The organism is Nonomuraea phyllanthi, from assembly GCF_006334985.2.
Taxonomy (GTDB): Bacteria; Actinomycetota; Actinomycetes; order Streptosporangiales; family Streptosporangiaceae; genus Nonomuraea; species Nonomuraea phyllanthi.
Genome location: NZ_VDLX02000006.1, coordinates 323,257 through 345,521, shown reverse-complemented (window position 1 = coordinate 345,521; position 22,265 = coordinate 323,257). Strand labels below are relative to the sequence as shown.

At 70.8% G+C, this 22,265-nt stretch carries 19 protein-coding genes; 16 read left to right on the top strand and 3 right to left on the bottom strand.

Translation table 11 applies throughout. From position 1 onward, the window contains the following. Positions 1–78: 78 nt before the first annotated feature. The 12 genes from FH608_RS18680 (at position 79) to FH608_RS18625 (ending at position 13,526) form a co-directional block, all read left to right on the top strand. The gene (locus FH608_RS18680; RefSeq protein WP_139631811.1) at positions 79–921 is read left to right on the top strand and encodes an IclR family transcriptional regulator; all 843 of its coding nucleotides are present in this window, start codon (positions 79–81) and stop codon (positions 919–921) included. Between the two features lie 24 nt (positions 922–945). Beyond that, positions 946–1,683, top strand: a complete 738-nt coding sequence (locus tag FH608_RS18675; protein WP_139631810.1) for a creatininase family protein — start codon at positions 946–948, stop codon at positions 1,681–1,683. After that, positions 1,680–2,441, top strand: coding sequence for an amidohydrolase family protein (locus FH608_RS18670; RefSeq protein ID WP_139631809.1), 762 nt, complete (start codon positions 1,680–1,682; stop codon positions 2,439–2,441). The genes FH608_RS18675 and FH608_RS18670 overlap by 4 nt, the downstream gene beginning before the upstream one ends. Further along, positions 2,438–3,544 carry a mandelate racemase/muconate lactonizing enzyme family protein gene (locus FH608_RS18665; protein ID WP_226899666.1) on the top strand — a complete coding sequence of 369 codons (1,107 nt, stop codon included), beginning with the start codon at positions 2,438–2,440 and terminating at the stop codon, positions 3,542–3,544. The genes FH608_RS18670 and FH608_RS18665 overlap by 4 nt, the downstream gene beginning before the upstream one ends. Next, the gene (locus FH608_RS18660) at positions 3,541–4,428 is read left to right on the top strand and encodes an amidohydrolase family protein (RefSeq protein ID WP_139631807.1); all 888 of its coding nucleotides are present in this window, start codon (positions 3,541–3,543) and stop codon (positions 4,426–4,428) included. The genes FH608_RS18665 and FH608_RS18660 overlap by 4 nt, the downstream gene beginning before the upstream one ends. After that, complete coding sequence (locus FH608_RS18655; RefSeq protein ID WP_226899665.1) at positions 4,418–5,161, top strand: amidohydrolase family protein; 744 nt, start codon at positions 4,418–4,420, stop codon at positions 5,159–5,161. The genes FH608_RS18660 and FH608_RS18655 overlap by 11 nt, the downstream gene beginning before the upstream one ends. Positions 5,162–5,256: 95 nt before the next feature. After that, complete coding sequence (locus FH608_RS18650; protein WP_139631806.1) at positions 5,257–6,312, top strand: dihydrodipicolinate synthase family protein; 1,056 nt, start codon at positions 5,257–5,259, stop codon at positions 6,310–6,312. Further along, positions 6,309–7,658, top strand: coding sequence for an ABC transporter substrate-binding protein (locus tag FH608_RS18645; protein WP_139631804.1), 1,350 nt, complete (start codon positions 6,309–6,311; stop codon positions 7,656–7,658). The genes FH608_RS18650 and FH608_RS18645 overlap by 4 nt, the downstream gene beginning before the upstream one ends. A gap of 75 nt (positions 7,659–7,733) precedes the next feature. Continuing rightward, positions 7,734–8,612, top strand: a complete 879-nt coding sequence (locus FH608_RS18640) for a carbohydrate ABC transporter permease (RefSeq protein WP_139631802.1) — start codon at positions 7,734–7,736, stop codon at positions 8,610–8,612. Further along, a complete protein-coding gene (locus FH608_RS18635) occupies positions 8,596–9,540 on the top strand; it encodes a carbohydrate ABC transporter permease (RefSeq protein WP_139631800.1) in 945 nt (314 codons plus the stop codon). Before FH608_RS18640 ends, FH608_RS18635 begins: the two co-directional genes overlap by 17 nt. Before the next feature lie 24 nt (positions 9,541–9,564). Beyond that, positions 9,565–10,419, top strand: a complete 855-nt coding sequence (locus FH608_RS18630) for an SDR family NAD(P)-dependent oxidoreductase (protein WP_139631798.1) — start codon at positions 9,565–9,567, stop codon at positions 10,417–10,419. A gap of 149 nt (positions 10,420–10,568) precedes the next feature. Next, positions 10,569–13,526 carry an AfsR/SARP family transcriptional regulator gene (locus FH608_RS18625; protein ID WP_139631796.1) on the top strand — a complete coding sequence of 986 codons (2,958 nt, stop codon included), beginning with the start codon at positions 10,569–10,571 and terminating at the stop codon, positions 13,524–13,526. A 7-nt stretch (positions 13,527–13,533) separates the two neighbouring features. Here the strand turns inward: FH608_RS18625 and FH608_RS18620 are convergent, their stop codons facing one another. The 3 genes from FH608_RS18620 to FH608_RS18610 all read right to left on the bottom strand — a co-directional run bounded on the left by FH608_RS18620 (position 13,534) and on the right by FH608_RS18610 (position 18,438). Further along, the gene (locus FH608_RS18620) at positions 13,534–14,358 is read right to left on the bottom strand and encodes a ParB/RepB/Spo0J family partition protein (protein ID WP_193318494.1); all 825 of its coding nucleotides are present in this window, start codon (positions 14,356–14,358) and stop codon (positions 13,534–13,536) included. A gap of 142 nt (positions 14,359–14,500) precedes the next feature. After that, positions 14,501–16,378 (bottom strand): RiPP maturation radical SAM C-methyltransferase, encoded by a 1,878-nt coding sequence (locus FH608_RS18615; RefSeq protein ID WP_139631793.1) that lies wholly within the window; start codon positions 16,376–16,378, stop codon positions 14,501–14,503. Next, positions 16,378–18,438: a B12-binding domain-containing radical SAM protein gene (locus FH608_RS18610; protein WP_193318493.1), complete on the bottom strand. Its 2,061-nt coding sequence runs from the start codon at positions 18,436–18,438 to the stop codon at positions 16,378–16,380. Before FH608_RS18610 ends, FH608_RS18615 begins: the two co-directional genes overlap by 1 nt. Positions 18,439–18,777: 339 nt before the next feature. Between FH608_RS18610 and FH608_RS18605 the strand changes: the two genes are divergently transcribed. The 4 genes from FH608_RS18605 (at position 18,778) to FH608_RS18590 (ending at position 22,261) form a co-directional block, all read left to right on the top strand. Then, complete coding sequence (locus tag FH608_RS18605) at positions 18,778–18,963, top strand: aroma-sacti cluster domain-containing protein (protein ID WP_139631790.1); 186 nt, start codon at positions 18,778–18,780, stop codon at positions 18,961–18,963. Positions 18,964–19,033: 70 nt separating this feature from the next. Next, positions 19,034–20,386 (top strand): radical SAM/SPASM domain-containing protein, encoded by a 1,353-nt coding sequence (locus FH608_RS18600; protein ID WP_139631789.1) that lies wholly within the window; start codon positions 19,034–19,036, stop codon positions 20,384–20,386. 4 nt (positions 20,387–20,390) lie between these two features. Next, positions 20,391–20,972: a flavoprotein gene (locus FH608_RS18595; protein WP_139631788.1), complete on the top strand. Its 582-nt coding sequence runs from the start codon at positions 20,391–20,393 to the stop codon at positions 20,970–20,972. After that, a complete protein-coding gene (locus FH608_RS18590) occupies positions 20,969–22,261 on the top strand; it encodes an MFS transporter (protein ID WP_139631787.1) in 1,293 nt (430 codons plus the stop codon). Before FH608_RS18595 ends, FH608_RS18590 begins: the two co-directional genes overlap by 4 nt. Positions 22,262–22,265: the final 4 nt, after the last annotated feature.

Here is a 22,265-nt window from a genome sequence, read left to right as displayed (position 1 = left end):
CACGTTCCGATGGGCGACCACCGACGTCGGTGCTGCGCAACGCAAGGGAAACAACGAGCCGAAAGGTAGGGCTGGTCGATGTCTGATGGTGGCCGCGGGCCGGAGCGCCCGGCGTCTCCGGGGGTGGACCGCACGCTGACCGTTCTGGAGCAGCTGGTGACGGCCGAAGAGGGCCTCACGCTGACGGCGCTGGCCAAGGTGACCCGTATACCGCTGGCGACCTGCGCGAGCATCGTCTACACCCTGGAGCATCGGGGATACGCCACCCGCAAGGTGATCGGGCGCAGCCATTTCTGGCGCCCCACGCTGCGGCTCTACGGCCTGGCCAGCCAGCTGGTCCGCAAGGTCGACCTGTCGCAGATCGCGATCGCCGAGATGCGGGCCCTGGCCGAGGAGCTGGGCATGCCGGTGCACATCGGGGTCCTGGACGGGGCCTCGGTGGTCTACGTGGCCAAGGCCGCGACGCCGGGCTTCATCCAGTTCGACACCTACCCGGGCAAGGTCGCGCCCTTCGACCTGACCGCGCTGGGCCGGGCCATCGCGGCCCATCTGCCCGAGGACGAACTCGCCGTCCTGCTGCCGCACCTGAGCGCGGGGCAGGGGCCGCGGGCGCATGGCTCCAGCCCGGAGGCGTTCAAGAAGCTCCTGGAGAGGGTGCGCACCGACGGCTACGCCGTCGAGGAGGAAGAGGAGCAGGCCGAGATCTCCTGCCTGGCCGCGCCGTGCTTCAACGCGGAGGGCCGGGTCGCCGGGTCGGTCGGGGTCACCGGCTTCGCCCGTGACCTCGTCGGAGACAGGCGTGACGCGGCCGCGAGGGGCGTCGTCCATCTCAGCATCGTGATCTCCCGGCGGCTCGGATGCCGGCCCGGGGCATTGCCATCGGAGCTCGACGGCTCCTATGATTCGGCTTATCGGAAATAAATACGATATATCGAAGGATGTTGGATGGGGTCGGTAACTCTGCGCTGGTCCGAAACGGATCGCGACCAGCTGAGACGGCACCTGGCCGAGGCCGTCGTCATCATCCCCGTCGGTGCGACCGAGCAGCATGGCCCGCACCTGCCGACCTCGACGGACGCCCTGATCGCCGGCGCGGTCGCCGGCGGCGCCGCGACGGCGGCGGCCGGGCGCAGCGTCAGGCCGCTGATCGTCGCCCCCACGATCGCCTGGGGAGCGTCCGACCACCACCTGCCGTACGGCGGAACGCTCTCCCTGTCACCGGAGACCCTGCTCGCGGTGATCTGCGACCTGCTCCGCTCGATCGCGGCACAGGGCGGCCGGCGGGTGGTCCTGCTCAACGGGCACGGCGGCAACATCGGCGTCTGCCACGCGGCGGCCGCCGCGGGCTCGACCCGGTTCGACCTGGCCGTCGCCCACCTGGACTACTGGCGGCTCGCCGGCACCGAGGGCGAGCCGCCCGTGCCGGGACACGCCGGGGAGTTCGAGACCTCGATGGTCATGGCCCTGCGGCCGGAACTCGTCGGCCGGCGCGAGCCCAGGGCCGAGGTGCCGGAGGTCCCGTCCGTCCCGGGAGTGGACCTGCACTCCGCCGCCGTGTGGCGCCGGATCGACGGTTTCACCGACCGTCCCGAGCTGGCCGGAAGCGCGGACGGCGAGCGCCGGCTCAAGGACGTCGTCGGCCGGGCGGCGGACCGCCTGGTGGAGCTTGCGAGCATGCTGTGATCGACTTCCACACCCACACCCCCGCGTGGCGTACCGCGAGCTGGCTGGGAGGCGTCCCCTTCGGCGCGGACGAGTTCGTCGCCTTCATGGACTCGGCCGGCATCGAGCAGGCCCTGGTCCTCAGCCACGACGGCCTCTTCGACGCCACCCCCGAGGCCAACGACGACCTCGCCGCGTTCGTCGGGCGGTATCCGCGGCGCCTCATAGGTTTCGGGACCGTGCACCCGCGCCGCGCGGACGCCCCCGCGGAGGTCGACCGGATGCTCAACCGGCTCGGACTGCGCGGTCTCAAGCTGCATCCGTGGCTGCAGGGTTTCAGCATGCACGAGCTCGCGCTCGACCCGATCTGCGAGGTCCTCGCCCAGAGCGGCGGCATCCTGCTCAGCCATGACGGGACACCGCCGTACTCCACGGGCGGCCAGATCGCGGCCCTGGCCCGCCGCCACCCCTCGCTCCCGGTGGTCCTGGGGCACGGCGGCCTCCACGACACCTGGCGTGAGGCGCTCGCCGCGACCATCGAGACCCCGAACCTCTACATCTGCATATGCGGCACGCCGCCCTACGCGGCCCGCGAGATCCTCTCCCGGGCGCCCTCCCACAAGGTCCTGTTCGGCACCGACGCCGGCCTGTCGGACCGCAAGAGCCAGGATTACGCGGTGGCCCGGGTGGCCGAGATCGACGGATGGGGAATCAGCGACGAGCAGCGCCGGGCGATGCTGGTCGACAACCCCCGCGCCCTGCTGGCGGCGGGGCGGTGAGGCCGACCATCGCCGCGATCCACACCGCGGCGATCAGCCTGGAGGCGCATCCTGACCTCGTCGTCACCGGGGCCAAGGGGACCCACGCCCGTTCGCACTTCCTGCTGGTCCGCGTGGTGACCAGCACCGGGGTCGAGGGGTACGGCGAGGTCAGCGCGACGCCCCTGTGGAGCGGCGAGGACGGCGTCAGCGCCGCCCATTTCATCCGCGAGATCCTCGGCCCCGCCCTGGTCGGCCGGCCGCTCATGCCCGTCGGCGGGCTGGAGCTCCTGATGGACCACCTCCTCGCGGGCAACCCGTTCACCAAGGCGGGCGTGTCCATCGCGCTGTGGGACGCGTTCGCCAGGACCCTGGACGTCCCGCTCGCCGCGGCGCTCGGCGGCCCGTACCGCGACGAGATCCCGATCAAGCTCTCCCTGTCCGGCGACGGGGCGGCGCTGGACACCGTCTTCCGGGCCGCGACGGCGGCCGGGTTCCGCGCGTACAAGGTCAAGGTCGGGCTCGGCGTCGAGGGCGACCTCGCCCGCGTCACCCGGGCCCGCGAGCTCGCGGGCCCGGCGGCCTTCCTCGGGGCCGACGCCAACGGAGGGTGGACGCGCAGCCAGGCCGCCCGGGCGATCCCCGCTCTCGCCGAGCGGGGCGTCGCGTTCGTCGAGCAACCGGTCGCGCCGGCCGATCTGGCGGGCATGCGGCAACTGCGCGCCCTCGGCCTGCCGGTGGTCGCCGACGAGTCCGTCTTCGGCCAGGCCGACCTGACCGCGCTCGTACGGGCGGAGGCCGCCGACTGCGTCAGCCTCTACGTCGGCAAGAGCGGCGGCCCGGGACGTGCCGTGGCGATGGGGCAGCTCGCCGCGGCCTTCGGCATCGACACGCTCCTCGGCTCCAACGGCGAGCTGGGGATCGGCGCCGCCGCGCAGCTCCACGTCGCCTGCGCGCTGCCGGCGCTGTCGGTGGAGTTCCCCTCCGACATCATCGGCGCGCACTACTACGCCGAAGACATCCTCGACGAGCCGCTGGACAGTGACGGCCGTCGCGTCAAACTCGGTGACTCGCCCGGACTGGGCGTCCGGCCGCGAGCAGACCTGATGAGGGAATTCCGATGATCGTCGATGTGCACGCCCACACGCCCACCCACCGTGACGCGGTGCCGGACGGGGAGGCGCGCGCCTTCACCTCCTGGCGCACCGACCGTGCCGTGGTCACCACGAACACCTGGGCCGACTTCGACAGCGCCATGTCCGACGCGGACGTGGCGATCGTCTTCAACATCGCGGTGGCCGACCCGGCCGGCACGACCGGCATCCCTCACGACCCGGAACGGACCAACGACGCGACCGCGGAGTTCGTGGCGAACGATCCGGCCCGCCGCATCGGGTTCATGTCGGTGGATCCCACCGCGCCGGACTGCTTCGAGGAGGCCGAGCGATGTCGTGAGTTGGGGCTCGTCGGCGTCAAGCTCGGCCCCAACTACCAGAACTTCGACCCGCTCGGGGCGCCCGCGCGGGCCTTCTACGCCTACTGCGAGCGGAACGCGCTGCCCATCCTCTTCCATCAGGGGGCATCGCCGATCCGCGCGGCGCCGCTGCGCTACACCTACCCGCTGGTGACCGACGAGGTGGCGCTGAGCTTCCCCGAGCTGCGCATCGTCATGGCCCACATGGGCCACCCCTGGGGCAAGGAGACCGTGGCGACGATCCGCAAGCACCCCCACGTCTACGCCGACGTCTCCTCCATCTACCTGCGGCCGTGGGTCTGCTACGAGTCGCTGCTCGCCGCCGTCGAGTGGGGGTGCACGCACAAGCTGCTGCTCGGCTCGGACTTCCCGATCGCCAACACCGGCGAGGCGATGGCGGGCCTGCGGGGCGTCAACACGATCCTTGAGGGTACGGCGCTGCCGCGCGTGCCGTCGGAACTCATCGAGCAGATCATTCACGCCGACGCGCTCTCCGCACTCGGCCTGACCGTGGGAGAACCCGTTGATCGTTGACGCGCACGTGCGGCTGGGGCGGGGACGCGAGGTCGCGCTCGAAGCCGATCAGCTGCTCGCGACCATGGATGCGCTGGGCATCGACGTGGCGCTGGTGGCGCCGGACGAACGCTGCATCGCCTACGACAACCGGGCCGGCAACGAGCATGTCGCCGCGGCGGCGGCCGCGTCAGAGGGGCGGCTCATCCCGTACGCGGTCGCCAATCCGTGGCGCGGACGGGCGGCCCTGGACGAGCTCGAACGTGCCAGGGACGCCGGCGCGCGCGCCCTCAACGTCGACAGCGTGCTGCAGGGCTTCGACCTGCTCGACGGGCTCCTCGACCCGCTGCTGGACTTCGCGGCCGATGCGGGCTGGCCCGTCTACGTCCGGACCGGCACTCCCCCGAGTGCGCTGCCGCTGCCCCTGGCCGCCCTGGCGAGGCGCTGGCCGGGGACGCCGTTCGTGATGGGCCGCAGCGGCGCCACCGACTTCTGGATCGACGCGGCGCCGGCCCTTCGCCACGCGCCGAACCTCTACGGCGACACCAGCTACGCACCGTGGGACACCGTCCTGGTCGAGCTGGGCCGGGATCCGCAGATCGGCCCCTCGCGGCTGGTCTTCTCCACGGACGCGCCCTACACCGTCCCCTCCTCCGAGCTGCGCCGCGTGCTGGACTGGCCGGTCGACGACGACGCCCGGCGCGATGTGCTCGGCGGCACGATCCTGCGCCTGCTGGATCCCGCTCTCCACTGACGATCCCCGGCAAGCCTCTTGCCGCGAACAGACCTCGGCACCTGACGCCCATGTTGCAGAAAATATCTTCAGCATTTCGAAAATAAGGAGCGCGAATGCACATTCGCACCGGTACCTCTCCCGCGGCGGGTCCCCTGGCCGGCGCCTACGGGGACGCCTCGGACCTGGTACGGGGGATCTCGCCCGTTCTGGAGGTCCCGTTCACCGACGCCGGAGACGTCGACCAGGAGGGATTCGGCCGTGTCGTCGACCACGTCCTAGGCACGGGCGTGACGAGCGTGATGTTCCCCGGCTTCGCCTCGGAGTTCTACAAGCTCACCGAGGAGGAACGCCGCGAGCTGACCGGGATCCTCCTGCGGCGCACCGCCCACCGCGACGATGTCGCGGCGATCGTCGCGGTGCAGGACCACACCACCCGCATGGCCGTGGCCAGGGCACTGGAGGTCGTGGCCGCCGGGGCTGACCTGATCAACCTCTTGGCGCCGCACTTTCTCAACCCCCCGCGCCGCGCCCAGGTCGAGCATGTGACGGCGGTGCTGAGCGCGGTCGCGCCGACCCCGGTGGTCCTGCAGTACGCCCCCACCGAGACGGGAACCAGCCTCGACGCCGCCACCATCGCCGACCTGGTGCGCGCCCACCCGAACCTCCGGCTGATCAAGGTGGAGTCCAGCCCGCCCGGGCGGCTCATCGGCGAGCTGGCCGCCCTCGACCCGCCGGTGACCGCCCTCGAAGGCTACGCCGGCGTGCAACTGCCCGACGCCTGGCGGCGCGGCGCGGTCGGCAGCCAGCCCGGATGCTCCTTCACCGAGATCTACGTCGAGATCTGGCGCCGGCTCACCTCGGGCGACGAGGCCGGCGGTGAGGACCTGCACCGGCGGCTGCTGCCCTACATCTCGTACTGGATGCTCGACACCGAGCTCATCATCGCCGCCGAGAAGCAGATCTCGTTCCGCCGGGGCCTCATCGACAGCCCCTACTGCCGCAAGCCCGCCCACGTGCTCGACGCCGAGGAGCTCCGCCGCATCGAGGTCTTCCTCGAGGAGTTCGCCGACCTCCTGCCCGACCTGTCAGGGCGGGACCGAGCCATGGGACGGACATCTGCCCAGGCGGCCCCCGAACCCGACAGCACTGAGGATGGAGGTCCGCGGTGAAGGTTGCACTCAAGTTAGTGGCCGGATTGGTCCTGGTTCCCGGCCTGGCGCTGACCGCGTGCGGCGGAGGCGGCGCCGGACGGCCCGCCGCGAAGGCGCCCGACGCCAAGACCTGGCAGCAGGACATCAAGGGCGGGCCGATCGAGGTCGGCGTGCTTCCCGCCGTCGGGACCCCGTCGCTGACGTTCCTGGAGGACGTCGCCGCCGGCATCGAGAAGGACTACGCGGGCGCCGACCTGAAGATGACCTTCGCCAACACCAAGGCCCGTCCGGCCCTGGAGCAGAGGTGGCGCGCGGGCGACGCGCTCGACGTCGACTACACGATGTTCGACGGCACCAACCCGGCACTGCTCGACTGGGCCGACGAGGGCGCCCTGCTCGACCTCAAGCCCTACCTGGACCAGGTCGACACGGACACCGGCAAGCCGTGGCTGGACCAGTTCAGCCCCGCGGTCAGGCAGTTCATGGAGCATCCGGCGACCAAGAAGATCTACGGCGTTCCCTCCGAGCTGTCCCTGCAGGTGCTGTTCTACAACGCGGCGCTGTTCAAGAAGAACGGCATCACCCCGCCCGCCACCTGGGACGACCTCACCACGGCCGCCGACCGGCTCAAGGCCGCCGGGGTGGACCCGATCGCGGTCACCGGGCTGTTCGAGCCCTACATGGGCATGTGGAGCGACAATCTCTGGTTGCGCACCGTCGGGTACGACAAGGCGCACGGCGTCCTCACCGAGGGCAAGGGGCACATCACCGACGACCCGGGGTTCCTCAAGGGCCTGCAGCTGCTCCAGGACCTCCGTGACAGGAAGTCCTTCCTCCAAGGGTTCGAGGGCACCGACTTCACCGCGGCCCAGGCCCAGTTCTTCCAGGGCAAGGCCGGCATGATCCTCATGGGCAGCTGGCTCGTCAGCGAGATGGCCGACGTGATACCCGAGGACTTCGAGCTGGGCGTCCTGCCGTTCCCGACCGTGCCCGGCGGGACCGGCGACGAGGCGAGCATGCTCGCCACCGCCCAGTTGATGTCGGTGTCCGCTGCGAGCGAGAACATCCCGCTCTCGCTGGAGTGGATCCACCGCGTCACCAGCGCGGAGACCCAGACCCGCAGGGCCAAGGAGATCGGCGAGGTCTCCGCGGTCAACGGAGTGCCGAGCCCTCCCGGCCTGCCCGGCATCTCCGACATCGTGACCAAGGCCGACCGGCTCCAGGCGAGCTACTACGGCCTGCTGGAATCCAAGGCCAAGGACATCGTCTACCCCGAGATCGCCAAACTCCTGTTCGGCAAGCAGGACGCCCAGCAGACCCTCGACAACCTCGACGCGGGACTCCGCCGGGTCCACGGCAACTGAACCCCCTCCGCCCACGCCACGGGGCTCCTCACCCGCGCCGGAGTCCCGTGGCGGCGCAAGAACCCGGGAGGCCACATGCACAAGGCAGCACAGCGACGCATCATCATCCCCTTCCTCATGCCCGCGCTCGCGCTGCTGGGGATCTTCTTCATCTATCCGCTGGTCAAGACGGTGGACCTGTCGTTGAACGAGTTCTCGCGCACGGGAATGATGCGGTTCGTCGGGATCGAGCAGTATCGCCTGCTGGCAGGAGATCCCGCCTTCTTCAACTCGCTCAAGAACACCTTCCTCATGACCCTCATCGGCAGCTGCATGCTGTTCCCGCCCGCCATGGCGATCGCCTGGGCCCTGTCACAGCGGATCCACGGCGAACGCTTCTTCAGGTTCGTGGTGTTCGCCCCCGTCGTCCTGTCGGTCGCCGTGGTCTCGCTGATGTGGAAGTTCCTGTACCACCCCACTCTCGGGCTGATCAATCCCGCGCTGAAGTCCATGGGGCTAGGCGCCCTGGCCAAGACCTGGCTCGGCGACCCCGCGACCGCGCTGGCCGCCGTGACCTTCGTGTCCGTGTGGCACGGCATCGGCATCTGGATCGTGCTCCTCTGCGCGGGCTTCGAACGCCTTCCCGCCGATGTCCTGCAGGCCGCCCGCATAGACGGCGCGGGCGAGTGGCGGGTGTTCCGGAGCATCATGCTGCCGATGATGCGCGACCTCCTGCGCATGCTCGCCATCCTGTGGGTGGTCCAGAGCCTGCAGACCTTCGCCTTCGTCTACATCATGACCGCAGGCGGCCCCTTCGGCTCGACCGACACCGTCGGCACCCTGATGTACCGCGTCGCCTTCGATCGGGCCGACTTCGGCTATGCCGCGGCCATCGGAGTCGTCCTCGTGCTCGTCATGCTGACGGTGGCCAAGCTCCTCAACAAGGTGATGAAGCGCGATGACCTTCAGTACTGACCTGGCCGAACATCCCGGGCCCCCAGGCCACGCGGCCCCTCCCCCGGCGCCCGCCCGCACCCGGCGGCGCGCGGCCGCCCCGCCTCGTCCCCGCGCGCCCTTCCGCCCGCACCACCTCTTCTTCTACCTGCTGCTCGGCGTGGTCGCGTTCTCCTCGGTCAGCGCCTACGCCTGGGTCTTCAACGTGTCCATGAAGACCAACAGCGAGTTCATCTCCTCGCCTCCATGGCAGATCGCCGAGTCCTGGCACTGGGACAACTACGCCAACGCCTGGGACCGCGCCGACATCGGCCTGTTCTTCGGCAACAGTGTGATCATCAGCGTCGTCTCGACCCTGATCGGCGTGGTGCTGGCCGTGTTCGCCGCCTATCCCCTGGCCCGGATCGCCTTCAGGTTCAGCGGTGTGGTGCTCAGCGTGTTTCTGCTCGGACTGATGATCCCGTGGATGGTCACCTTCGCGCCGCTCTACCTCATCATGCAGGATCTCGGCCTCGTCGACAGCCAGGCCGGGCTCATCCTCGTCTACGCGACCTACAACCTGCCGTTCAACGTCTTCGTCCTGGTCGGCTTCATGAAGACCCTGCCGTACGAGCTGGAGGAGGCGGCGGCGATCGACGGGGCCGGTCCGACCCGCACGTTCGTCTCGGTGATCCTCCCCCTCATGGGCCCCGGGCTGGCGTCGGTCGCCATCATCAGCTTCCTGCAGAACTGGAACGAATTCTTCTACGCCTTGCTGCTCATCCACTCGCCGGAGAAGATGCCCCTGCCGCTCGGGCTGTTCCAGCTGGGCCAGGCCGCCGACTACGGCACCAACTGGGCCACGCTCTTCGCCGGGATGGTGATCACGGTCACCCCCGTCCTGCTGGGCTTCGCCGTCCTTCAGAAGCAGATCACCAAGGGCCTGACGGCCGGCGCGCTCAAAGGCTGAGCCGCCGCCGGGAGAGGGGAATCCATGTCACGTCAACCCCGGGACGCGGCCTCGCCGCGCCGCGCGCTGATCACCGGCGCGGGCGGAGGGATCGGCGCGGCGATCGCGCGGGTCCTCCACGCCGGCGGCGCCATGGTGATCGTCACCGACACCGACCTCGACGCGGCGCGCGTGGTCGCGGACGGGATCGAGGGCGCCGAAGCCGTTCACCTCGACGTGCGCTCCGAGCAGTCCGTCCGGACGGCGATCGGCTCCGTCACCTCGCGCCACGGCCCCCTCGACATCCTCGTCAACAACGCCGCCGTGTGCAGCAACCTGGACTTCGAATCCGTGCCCGAGCCGGTCTGGTCCGCCGACGTGGACGTCGTCCTCGGCGGGGCGATCCGCCTGTGCCAGGCGGTTCTGCCGGGCATGCGTGAGGCCGGGCGCGGAGCCGTGGTCAACGTGGCCTCCGTCAACGGGCACCGGTACTTCGGCAACGACACCTACAGCGCGGCGAAAGCCGGGCTGCTCAACCTCACCCGGGGCCTGGCCGTGCAGTACGGCCCGTACGGCGTGCGCGTCAACTCGGTGTCACCCGGCACGATCGCCACCCCGATCTGGGAGGAGCGGCTCGCGACCGATCCGGACGCTCTGGACAGGGCGGTCCCGTGGTACCCGATGGGACGGGTCGGCACCGTGGACGACGTCGCCGAAGCGGTCGCCTTCCTGGCGGGCGACCGCGCGTCGTGGATCAACGGGATCGACCTGCCCGTGGACGGCGGCCTCCTGGCCGGAAGCCGGGCCATGGCGGTGGACATCGGCGCGGCCGTCGTCGACACCGGGTGGCCTCCGCCCGCCGTGCGGCGGACCGGTGACGGGATCCGGGACGGCGGGTAGGGGGACCGCCGAGGGCTCTGGGGTGTCCGTGGCTCCACCGGAGCGTTGGCAGGAACGGTCATCGATTACACACTGGAGGTGACCACCGGCGCCGCCGGACGGATGACGAAGGCTCTGGATTGTGGTGAAGGCGTGTGGCTGGAGATCGGATGCTTCTCGATCACGGCGAACCCACACTCGACTTCCGCGTCCTCGGACCGCTGCAGATCCTGAAGGCGGATCGGGAGGTCCCGCTCCCCGGCCAGTACGTGCGCCGCCTGCTGGCCGTGTTACTGCTGGCCGCGGGCACGCCGGTCGTCGAGGAACGGCTTGTGCACCATGTCTGGGAGGCCGCCCCCCACGATGTGCGTACCCTGCGGACCACGGTCTCGCGGCTCAGATGGTGGCTGCGCGAGGAGGCGGGGCTGGCGCAGGCCGTCAAGCACACCGGGACCGGATACGTCCTCCAGGTGGCGCCCGGCCAGGTGGACGCGGAGCGGTTCCTGCGACGGTGTCGGCTCGCCGCGCGCGGTCCCGACAGCGACGGCGGGCTGGAGTCGATCGTGGGGGCGCTGGGCGAGTGGCGAGGAGCCGTGCTGGAGGGAGCGCCCGGCCGGCTGCGCGAGCATCCCGCCGTCCAGCGGCTGGAGCGCGCGCGGGTGGCCTGCGCGTCGAAGGCCGCCGATCTGGCGCTGGAGCTGGGGAGGCCGGAGGCGGTCCTGCCGTACGTGCGGGACGTGGCGGCCGCCGCGCCGTACGACGAGCCGCTCCAGGCGCGCTTCATCAGGCTTCTCGGCGGGAGCGGACGCCGGGCGGAGGGCCTGCGCCACTTCGAGAAGGTGCGGCGGACCATCGCGGACGAGCTGGGAGTGGACCCGTCCAGCGAGCTGAGGGCCGCCCACGCGCTGCTGCTCGGCGACCCTCCTCCGGCCCACGAGCGCGAGCCGGCGGGCCACGAGCGTGCCGGCCACGACGCGGCGAGCCACGAGCGGGCGAGCCACGAGGCGTCGGGTCACGAGGCGGCGGGTCACGAGGCGGCGGGTCACGAGCCGCGGACGCCGGATCGCGCGGCGACGGCGGCCCGGCGCGTCGCCGCCGAGCTGCCGATGGACGTGGCGACGTTCACCGGCCGCACGCGCGAGGTCGGACGCCTGTGCGAGGCGCTGACCGCGCCCGGCCGCGGCGGCACGGTCATCGCGTCGATCTCCGGGGCGAGCGGCGTCGGCAAGTCGGCCCTGGCCATCCACGTCGCCCATCGCATCGCGGAGCGGTATCCCGACGGCCAGCTCTACATCAACCTGCTCGGTTCCACCCCCAACGCCAGACCGCTCGCGCCGGCCGCCGCGCTGGGCCGGTTGCTGCGCTCGCTCGGCATGGACGACCAGTCGGTCTCCGTCGAGGCCGAGGAGGGCGCGGGGCAGCTGCGGTCGCTGACGGCCGGCAAACGGCTGCTGATCGTGCTGGACAACGCGCTCGACGCCGCCCAGGTGCGCGGCCTGTTCCCCGGCGGCGGCTCCAGCGCCGTGCTGCTGACCAGCCGCAAGGTGCTCATGGAGCTCGACGGCGCCACCCATCTGCGGCTGGACCTGCCGTCCGAGCCCGACTGCGTGTCCCTGTTCACCCGCCTCATCGGCCACGAGCGGGCACGGGCCGACATGGCTGCGGTGGAGGCCGTCGTCCGGCTCTGCGGCCACCTGCCCCTGGCGGTGTGCATCGCCGCGGCCCGGCTCAACGCCCGCCCCACCTGGATCGTCCGCACGCTGGCGGACCGGCTCGCGACGGACCGGGACCGGCTGGCGGAGCTGCGCGCGGGCGACCGTACGATCCAGGCGAGCTTCGCGGTCGGCTTCAAGGAGCTCGACACCGAGCAGGCCAGGCTGTTCCGGCTGCTGAGCCTGCTCGCCAATCCCGACGTCGGCGTCGGCGTCGCCGCGGCCCTGGGCGGGATGACGGAACGGCGGACCGAGGACCTCCTTGACGACCTCGTCGACCTGCACATGGTCGAGAACCACGCCCCCGGCCGCTACCGCCTGCACGACCTGCTCCGGCAGTTCGCCTTCGACCGCGCCCAGGAGGAGGAGACCCCTCGCGACCGGGCCGACGCCTTGCGCCGGGTCCTGCACTGGTATCTGGCGACGGCGCGCACCGCGTGCGTGCGCGCCAACCCCGACGCCGCCTGGCGCACGGAGATCGGCCCGCGGGACGTCCGCCGGCAGGGCATGCCGCTGGACGACTGGCAGCAGACCCAGGCGTGGGTCGCGGAGGAGGCGACGACCTTGCCGCTGGTCCTGCGCAACGCCGTCGAGGAGCTGGACGGCGACGGCGCGTCGCTGGCGGTGGGGCTGGCCGCGGCCGCGTACCTGCCGCTGGGCTACCAGCGACGCTGGAAGGAGCAGCTGGCGCTGACCGAACTCGCGCTGGAGGCCGCTGCGCGGACCGGTGATCCGCTCCACCACGCGCTGGCCCACGGCGACCTGGGCGACGTGCAGTCGCAGCTGGGGCAGCCGGACGAGGCGATCGCGCACCTGACGGAGTCCTTGGAGGCCTACCGCGGGCTCGGGCACCTGCGGGGAGAGTCCTCCCAGCTGGACCGGCTGGCCGGCGCGTACGGCGTGCTCGGCCGGTTCGACGAGTCCATCCGTTATTACCAGCAGGCCCTGGCGCTCGACCGCCGGCAGGGCGACCGGTTCAACCAGGGGATCACGCTGAGCAACCTGGGGCTCACCTATCAGAAGGCCGGCCACTTCGACGAGGCGATCCGGGCGCACGGCGAGGCCATCGCCATTCTCCGCGAGACGGACAGTTCCTTCGGGCTGGGCAGCCTGCTGGGCAATCTGGCCGAGGCGCAGCGGCTGCGGGGCCAGCCGGAGCAGGCGCTCGTGCTGTACGAGGAGGCGCTGCGGGCCGACGGCGACGCCGAGCGGTCCGGCACCTACGACGAGGCGGAGCACTGGTGGGGTCTGAGCCGCTGTTACGACGACCTCGGCCGGCCCGAGCGGGCGCGGGAGTGCCGGCGCACCTCCGGAGCGATCCTCCACGACCTGGGGCTGATCGGCGCCGAGGAGAGGCGGCGGATCGACACGCAGGAGGCGCCGCCCACACCTGAGATCATCCGCAGGAACACCTGAACGGCGGTCACGAGGCCTGGTGCCCTCGGGCGGCGAGCTCCCGCAGGAACGACGAGATGATGCGGGCGCCGGCGCGGTCCTGCGTGAGGTTCTTGGCGCGGGCCCACGCGCGCAGCGCCTCCAGGTCGGCGATGCTCAGCGTGACGATGATCTGCTTCACCGACCCCGGGCGGTGCCTCCTGCCCTGGGCCGCGGCCAGTTGCTGGCCGCTGACCTCCGGGGCGCGGAAGTAGTCGACCTGCTGGGCGTTGGACATGCCGGCCACGTCGGCGGCGATCTGCCGGAGCCGCTCCTCGCCGACGCTCTCGCCGCCGAGATGGTCCTCGATCCTGAGCGCCGTCTTGAGGTCGATCTCGCCGTTCCTCACCAGGGCCTTCAGGGGCGGCCTGAGCCGGTCGAACTTGATGTACCGGCGGACCCTGCCGTAGGGCAGCCCGAACTTCTCCGCGACCGCCTTCACGGAGCCGTACTTGTGGTAGAGGTTCGTGCACGCGTCGATCAGGTCCAGCGTGCTGAGGTCGCGGCGCACGAGGTTCTCGCTGATCGACAGAGCGCTCGCGACGTCGTCGTCCGGCTTCTCCGCGATGATCGCCGCTGTGATGTCCTGGGCGCCGAGCTCGCGCATGGCGAGCCAGCGCCGCTGGCCGGCCAGGACCTCGTAGTGCCCCTCCCGGCCGGGGAGCGGCGCGACGATGATGGGTTCCAGCTGGCCGTGGACGCGGATGTTGTCGGTCAGCTCGGTGAGGTCCTCCTCGACGTCGCGGGTGCGCACCTGCTGCGCGCCCACCACGAGCCGGTCCAGCTTGATCTTCTCGACCCTGGCGATGGACACCACGGCGGGTTCCTCCTTCGGCGTCGGGGTCCTTCGCCAACGTCGCACGAGGCGTTGCGATTTCGGTGACAACCGGGTCACACCCGAGACACCGGGGTGTCGATCCGGTGACAACGCCGCGGTGGTCTTAGGAACACTCCGGCTATCGGGGGTTCTGCGGCAGCGCCAGGGACAGGTACTTCTCCTCCTCCGAGACCATCACGCCGGACCGGCAGCAGTCGTCCAGGAACCGCGTCACGGTCTCCAGCGACAGGTCGTGTCCCCGGTCCAGCAGCTGCTGGTGGACGCCCTTGCCGCTGCGGATGGTGTCGCCGCAGGCTTCGTACGCGTCGCCGCGCCACCCTTCGAGCACGGCCTTGCGCGGCCGTCCCGACCGCGTGTCGATGATGCTCAGCCGGCCGGGCAGGCGCCGGTAGAACAGGGTGGGCCGGTCCCGGCGTGACCAGGCGCGCTGCCATTCGGCCACCGCCGCGCTCACCAGGCCGTGCGCCTCGGGCGAGGCGGTGCCCTCGACCTCGCCGTCGAAGTAGTAGGCGATCCTGGCGTGGTCCAGGTCGGCCGGGTAGACGTGACCGTAGCTCGGCTGCGGACGCACGCCGGAGATGGAGAAGGACGCCGGGTCCGTGAAGTACGGGCTGAAGCGTTCGAGCCAGATGCCGTGCAGGGTCCGCGGCGGCTGCAGGTGGTGCAGGAGGGGCGAGATCTCGGCCTGCTCGGCGTAGTCGGCGTCCGACTCCCCGGGGAAGCCCGCCAGCAGGTGCCACTGCACGGCGATGCCGTAGTGGAGTGCCCACTTCAGCAGCCGGATGTTGATGAGCTTGGTCGAGCCCTTGCGCATGAGTTCCAGCAGGTGGGTGCTGAGGCTCTCGATGCCGGGCTGGATCCGCCGGATCCCCGCCCGGGCCATGAGGGCCAGCTGCTCCCTGCTGAGGTTGGCCTTGACCTCGAAGAACAGGTCGAGGTCCCAGCGCCGCTCGGCGAGCTCGGAGCAGAACGTGTGCAGGTACTTCATGTCGAGGATGTTGTCGGTGGCGTCCACGCTGGCCGTGGGGTACGTGCACAGCAGGTGCTCCAGCTCGGCCACGGCTCGCGGGCCGCTCTTGGACCGGTAGGCCATCCCCATCTTGTTCAGGCCGCAGAACGTGCAGTGGTGCTTGGCGCCCCACCAGCAGCCGCGCGAGAACTCGACGTGCAGCCGGACGTCGTCCCCGCCGAGGACCTGGGCCCTGTCGTAGCGGGCGAGGCCGGCGAAGTAGTCGCCGTAGTCCGGCACGGGGAGGCTGTCGAGGTCGCGGGTGCGCGCGGCCTCGCCCGGGTCGGGGCGGCCGGACCCGCGCCGGTGCACGCCGGGGATCGGATCGTCGGTCCCGGCGGCCAGCTGGTCGAGCAGCGCGGGCAGGGCGATGTCGCCCTCGCCGGAGACCACGTAGTCCAGCCACCAGAGCTTCTCCGCGTACGCGACGCCCATCCCGCCGTCGAAGTTGGCGCCGCCGAAGATCAGCGGCAGGTCGGGGAAGCGCGTCTTCAGCAGCCGTCCGAGCGCCAGCGACGCGTTGTTCTGCAGGAACGTGGAGGAGAACCCGACGGCGTCGTACGAGGCCCAGTCCACGCCCCGCACGACGCTCTCCAGCCAGGCGGGCAGGTCGTCCCGGCGGTAGGCGATCAGGCGGTCGGGGCCCTCGCTCCGCATCGCGGACCATCCCTCGGGGACCTCGGGGTACTCGGCGAAGTAGTCGTGGTCCGGACGGATGTCGCCGAAGGCCGCGTACGAGAACAGCCACTCGCCCAGCTGGCAGAAGTGGCCGGCCTGGTCGTCGATCTGCACGATCTGCTGATAGGTCTCGTCCCCGAGCCAGGCGGCCAGATCGAGGTTGAGATAGAGCACGTCGCAGTCGTGCCCGGACTTGCGCACCACCGACTGCAGCAGCCCGCACTGGATGGAGGGCATGTACGTCCAGGACCACGGCATGTTGACCAGGGCCACGCGCAGTCGCCGGCGCGCCGGCAGGCTGTGCTCCACTACGCTTCACCTCGCGCTCGGGTAGTCAGGGTGAGCAGTTCTCCCAGCCGGTCGGCGGGCGGCAGGCCGCCCTCGACGCCGAGAGAGAAGATCAGGCCCGACGGTGTGATCACCGCGTGCGCCGCGCCGGGCCGCGCCCTGCCCGGCTCGCCGAGCCAGGCGTCCATCGCCGCGCTGGTCACTCCGTCCTGGCGCAGCCGCAGGAAGTACGCCTCCCGCAGCTCGGCGACGTTCGTGAACTGCTCGACGTTCCCGAAGGGGATCTCGCGCAGCGCGACGCGGGTGAGCCGGCTCCGCGGTTCGCCTCCCGGGTCGCCGGGGACCAAAGCGGCCCCGAACTTCGCGAAGTAGAGCAAGGTGTGCGCGGTGTCGAGCCCGCCGACGAACGGCCGGCCGTCGGCCGTGCGCCTGAGCGCGGCCCGCCGGTCCTCACCGATCCGCCGGTCGTCGCCGCCGACCCAGTTGCCGGACCCGTCGGGGCGTTGCCGCCACGGCAGGTGGCGCCTGATGTCCTGCGTGGGCGGGAGGGGCAGCACCTCGACGCCGAAGGCGTCGGGGCGCCTGGCCACGATGGATCCGGGGGTGAGGGAGAAGGTGCCGATCGCGGCGAGCGACCACAGGTCCTGGTGGTCGAGGAGGAAGTCGTACGTGCGTTCCGCCTCGTCCGGTCGTTCCGTGGGGAACCCGGTGAACCCCATCATCTGAACGCCGATGTGGTGCTCCTTGAGATGGGCCAGGATGGCCGGCACCTGGGCCAGCTGGACTCCTTTGTCGATCAGGTCCAGCACGCGCTGGGACCCCGACTCGTAGCCGAAGGAGATGGCGACGCAGCCGGCGTTCCGGAGGTGCCGGGCCATGTCGCGCTTGGGGAAGGTGCGCTCCAGGCGGAGCTCCGCGCTCCACCGTATGGGGGTGGCGGACTCGCCCAGCGCCTCGCAGAGCGCGCGCAGATATCGCGGCGACATCGCGTCCACCGAGAAGTACACGGTCCTGCCGATGCCGGTTATGGCGCGGAGGTCGTCGAGGACCTTCTCCACCGGGCGCTCGCGGGACGGAGAGGTCGGCCGGTCCTGGTTCAGCCCGTAGTCGCAGAAGGTGCACTTGTTCCAGTAGCAGCCGCGGGTCGGGCTGTAGAGAACGACGGGCTCGGGTGCCCAGTACGCGTCCCACTTCCACACGTCATAGGCGGGGGTGGGCAGCTCGCCGACGTTCTCGTAGGTGATCGGGAGCACCGCGGGGGTCTCCCCGTGGGTCAGGATCCCGCGGATCCCGTCGAAACCCCGCCCATCGTGTACGGCCCGCAGGATGTCGCAGAACGGCGACTCGCCCTCGCCGGGAACGATGATGTCGGCATCGTGGAACAGCCGCCAGTAGTCCTTCGGTTCGCGGGCGAGCCGCACGTCGTCGCAGACCTCGGTCCCGCCGAAGACGATGACCGCGTCAGGAAGGGCCCGCCGCACCTGCCTCGCCATCCGGAGGGCGAGGGGAAGCTGGTTGGTGAAGTTGACCGAGAACCCGACGACCCGCCACCGGCGTTCCCGCAGGACGTCGGCGAAGGGCCCGTCGAGATAGGGGTCGAACGGCGCGGTGAGCCTGTCGATCACCGCGGGGTCGCAGAGGTCCTGATGGGAGGAGAGGTTGACGGCGCCGCTGGGCCGGATGCCGAAGTCGCTGATGCTGCCGGGGACGCCGTCGAGGGTGAGCGCTTCCTGCCATGCCTTCATCACCATGACCGCCTGCCGGTAGGTCGGATAGTGGTAGAAGGACTCCTCGGCCTTGAAGGTCTCCACCGCGGCGCGTACGGAGTCCGCGGTGAGGCTCCCGGCGGTGAGCGCCGCCCGGTAGGCGAGCTCGTCCCGCCGGGTGAGGCCGGGCAGCGACTCGATGCGCGCGAGCGCCCGCTCCGCGCGGTCCAGGAGAGCGCCGACCTGCTCCGGCCGCGCGAGATGGTTCAGCGCTTCTATGTTCGCGTCGAGGCACCGCTCCCCGGTGAATCCGGCCGCGCGCGCCGCGCCCACCAGATAGGGAATGGAATGGTACGGCTCGGTGGGGTCGGTCAACGGTGGATTGATGAGCAGATAAGGCAGGCTGCTTTCCCTGCGGCGGGTCCGGTGAACGACCGGCAGCTCGGTAATGAAGACGGGCATCCCGGCCTCCGGGGATCGTCGCGCAGAAGTCTCCGTCACGTCGGAGCATACGACATCGCCTGAAATGTCAAAGATGTCGGAGCCCGTTTGTTTTTAAGAACGGCCAAGTGGCCCCAACGCGCCGCGGGAGTTCTTAAGAACCATTCACCGTTGGTCTTAAGAACCATTCCAGAACCCTCCCTGGACTGCCGTCCGGGCCCCGCATATGGTCGGGCTCGGCACACAGCCTTTACCGACGGAAAGGAGCCGAAAATGCCCGGCGATCCCCGCGATGCGCTCCGTGCGGCCGGCCTGGACAGGCTTCCCGAGGCCCAGAGAATGGTCTTCGAGGAGCTGAGTCCCGAGGAATTGAGGGTCGTTGGCGTCATTCAGGAACGCCTCAATGCCGCGATGCCCGAGGTAGCGGGCCAGAACAACACCTACAACACCATCTGCTAGCAGGCGGTGCGGTCCGGCCCGTCGGGCTCGCCGGGTCGGACTGATATCGACGTGACGTGCGGGGAGAGCAGTGACGGAGAAAACGGGTCGCTATTTCGTCGTCAGCGATCGAACGTACACCGACGACAGCGGCATACAGGTCCGGCTCGTTTACGCGACGCGAACGGCCAGGCTGCTGTTCGTCATTCCACAGGTCGCCGACGCTCTTCGCGCGGGACGGCTCGACGTCATGTCACCGGGCATGCTGGCCACACTGCGGGAGGCGCAGGTCGTGGTGCCCGCGGAGCAGGACGAACTGGCGGAGGTCCTGGAGCGCGACCGGTCGGCGGCGCGTGACAGGTCGCAGGTCGACTTCATCCTGCTGCCCACCTCGTACTGCAACATGGGCTGCACCTACTGCGGCCAGGAGCACGTGCGGGGTGGGCTGACCGCCGATCACCGCGATCGCGTACGCGCCAGGGTGCTGCGCGCCGCCCGGCTGGCCACGACCCGGCGTCTGCGCGTCGACTGGTTCGGCTCGGAGCCGATGATGGGCTACGCGATCATCCGCGACCTGTCGAAGGATTTCGTCCGGGTCGCCGGCGAGGCAGGCGTCGAGTACAGCTCGCAGATCGTGACCAACGGCTACCTGCTCAACGAGCGGAACCTCGAGGTGCTGATCAAGGAGTGCCGGGTCGGCAGGTTCTACATCACCCTGGACGGGCCGCCCGAGATCCATGACGTCCACCGCCCGCTGAAGAGCGGCAAGGGATCCTTCTGGAAGATCGTCCGGACCGTCCGCGCGGCGCTCGACCACCCCGACTACCAGGACGTGGTCTTCCAGTTCAGGACCAACGTCGACGTGCACAACCAGGACGGCGTCGCCCGCTTCATCGAGCTGATGGCCGAGCTCGGCTTCACCCGGCCCAACGTGCACTTCTCGCTCGACCGGGTGCGCCCGTGGAGCAACGACGTCTCGGCGATCGAGCTGGCCGCCAAGGACTTCGCCCGGCGCGAGCTTGACTGGCTGCGGCTCATGCAGGAGCTCGGCCTGCCGTTCACGCGCCTGCCGCACACGGTGCAGCGCGTCACCTGCCCGGCGGTCAAGGCCGCGTCCGAGCTGATCAGCGGCACCGGGAAGATCTTCTCGTGCACCGACCACCCGCTGGTGCCGCGGACGGAGGAGACGGCGGCGCTCGGCCACATCGGCCAGGACGACCTCCCCGTCTTCCGCCCCGCCGGGGAGTTCGACGGCTGGTACGACGAGATCGCGCAGGGCAGGTCATGGTGCCGCGACTGCGTCTTCCTGCCCACGTGCGGAGGCTCCTGCCCCAAGGCCTGGCACGAGGGCAACCCGCCGTGTCCCAGCTACAAGCACAACGTCCAAGGGCGTCTGGACCTGGCCGCCGAGCGCATCGGCCTGCGCCCCGTACAGGCGGGGTGAGGCTGTGGAGTCGGCCCCCGGAGGGCGGCGGCTTCTCGTCGGCGCCTGCGGCGCGGCGAACGTGGTGAACCTGCCCGGCTACCTCCAGGCGCTGCGCTGGGTGCCCGGCCTGCGGGTCCACGTCGTCATGACGGCCACCGCGACGCGGTTCCTGCCCGTCCGCACGGTGCGCCTGGTGAGCGAGGCCGTGTTCTGCGACGGCGATGACAACTTCGACCCCGGCCACGTGGGGCTGGCCGACTGGGCGGACCACGTCATCGTGCTGCCGGCGACCGCGCACGTGCTCGCCCAGGTGGCCCAGGGGTACGCGGGGAGCCTGTTGACGGCGACGCTCCTGGCGTACGAGGGCAAAGTGATCTTCTTTCCCAGCATGAACCCGGCGATGTGGCGCAAGCCGGCCGTCCAGCGCAACGTCGCCCAGCTGGAGGCGGACGGCCACCACATCGCCGGCCCGGTCACGACGGAGTGCTGGGAGCTGGACGGAGGCCGGATGCGCCCAGGGCTGGGCCTTCCCACGCCGCCGCAGGTCGCCGCGATCATCCGGGACATCGTCACGTCCCACGAGCAGGGCGAGGAGATACCGTGACCCACACGCCGGTCGCCGCGGCCAAGGCGTTTCTCGTGTCAGGGCCGATGGCGGTGCGCGGATTCCGCTGGCTGCTCGTCGGCCAGTTCACCTCCAGCATCGGTGATCTGTGCTTCGCCATCGCCCTGCCGTGGCTGATCCTGTCCTCCGACGCCGGCCCCATGACGCTCGGGGCCGTCCTGGCCTGTTACGGCGTCAGCCGGGCGATCGCGATCCCGGCCGGCGGAGTCCTCGCCGACCGCCTGGGCCCGCGCACCGTCATGCTCGCGACCGACGTCGTGCGGTTCGTCCTCACCCTGTCGCTCGCGGTGGTCGCCGCCACCGTCACGCCCACGTTCGCGGTGCTCGCGCTGATCGCCACCGGGCTCGGGCTCTGCGGAGGGCTGTTCGTCCCCGCGTCGTTCGCGCTGCTCCCCGCCGTCCTGCCGGAGAAGGAGCTGGCCGCCGGGAACTCGATGTCCTCGGTCGCGACCCAGCTCGGCACGCTGCTCGGACCGGCCCTGGGCGGGATCCTGGTCTCCGGCATCGGCCCGGGCCCGGCCCTGGCCGTGGACGCGGTGTCCTACCTCGTCTCCGCCGCCGCCCTGCTCACGCTCCGGGTGCCGAGGGCCGCGGCGGCGCGGGACGAGGCCGCCGAGGAGGGCGCCGTCACGTTCCGCAGCGTCCTGCTGCGCGGGCGCTTCCTCCAGGTGGTCCTCGTGGCGTCGCTGATAGGCAACTTCGTGTACGCGGGCGCGGCGGAGGTGGCGCTGCCCACGCTGGCCCACGACAGCTTCGGCGCCGGCGGCTACGGCGTCATCCTCGCCGGGCTCGGCGCGGGCATGATCGTCGGTGCCCTGATGGCCCGGTGGGAGCCACCGCGGCTGGGCCCGGGAGCCGTGGTGGCCGTCCTCGCCCTGGTCATGGGCGCCTCGGTCGCGGCCGTACCGTTCGCCGGCGGGCTGGCCGGCGCGGTCGTGTGCATCACCGTGTTCGCCGTCGCCAACGGCTGGTCGGGGACCCTCATCGTGACGATGCTGCAGCGATGGGCGCCGCGCCACGTGCTCGCCCGGGTGATGAGCGTCATCCTGCTGGCGATGTCGGGCACCTTCCCGCTCTCCGTCGCCGCGACGGGCTGGGGGGTGGAGCGCTTCGGCGTCACCATGTTCTTCCCCGTGGCCGGCTGCGCGATCGCCCTGGCCATCCTGTGGGCGTTCAGCCGGCCCGCGTTCCGGAACTACCGCCCCGGTGACCAGTTCACCGGGAGCGCCGTGCAAGAGCCGCTGCAGACCTACGAAGAGAGGACGTGAACGG

Bases quoted from the DNA above. Each gene is read 5' to 3' on its own strand.
- FH608_RS18675 (WP_139631810.1), top strand. From the start codon at position 946: ATGGGGTCGGTAACTCTGCGCTGGTCCGAAACGGATCGCGACCAGCTG.
- FH608_RS18625 (WP_139631796.1), top strand. From the start codon at position 10,569: ATGCTTCTCGATCACGGCGAACCCACACTCGACTTCCGCGTCCTCGGA.
- FH608_RS18660 (WP_139631807.1), top strand. From the start codon at position 3,541: ATGATCGTCGATGTGCACGCCCACACGCCCACCCACCGTGACGCGGTG.
- FH608_RS18605 (WP_139631790.1), top strand. From the start codon at position 18,778: ATGCCCGGCGATCCCCGCGATGCGCTCCGTGCGGCCGGCCTGGACAGG.
- FH608_RS18630 (WP_139631798.1), top strand. From the start codon at position 9,565: ATGTCACGTCAACCCCGGGACGCGGCCTCGCCGCGCCGCGCGCTGATC.
- FH608_RS18650 (WP_139631806.1), top strand. From the start codon at position 5,257: ATGCACATTCGCACCGGTACCTCTCCCGCGGCGGGTCCCCTGGCCGGC.
- FH608_RS18680 (WP_139631811.1), top strand. From the start codon at position 79: ATGTCTGATGGTGGCCGCGGGCCGGAGCGCCCGGCGTCTCCGGGGGTG.
- FH608_RS18640 (WP_139631802.1), top strand. From the start codon at position 7,734: ATGCACAAGGCAGCACAGCGACGCATCATCATCCCCTTCCTCATGCCC.
- FH608_RS18635 (WP_139631800.1), top strand. From the start codon at position 8,596: ATGACCTTCAGTACTGACCTGGCCGAACATCCCGGGCCCCCAGGCCAC.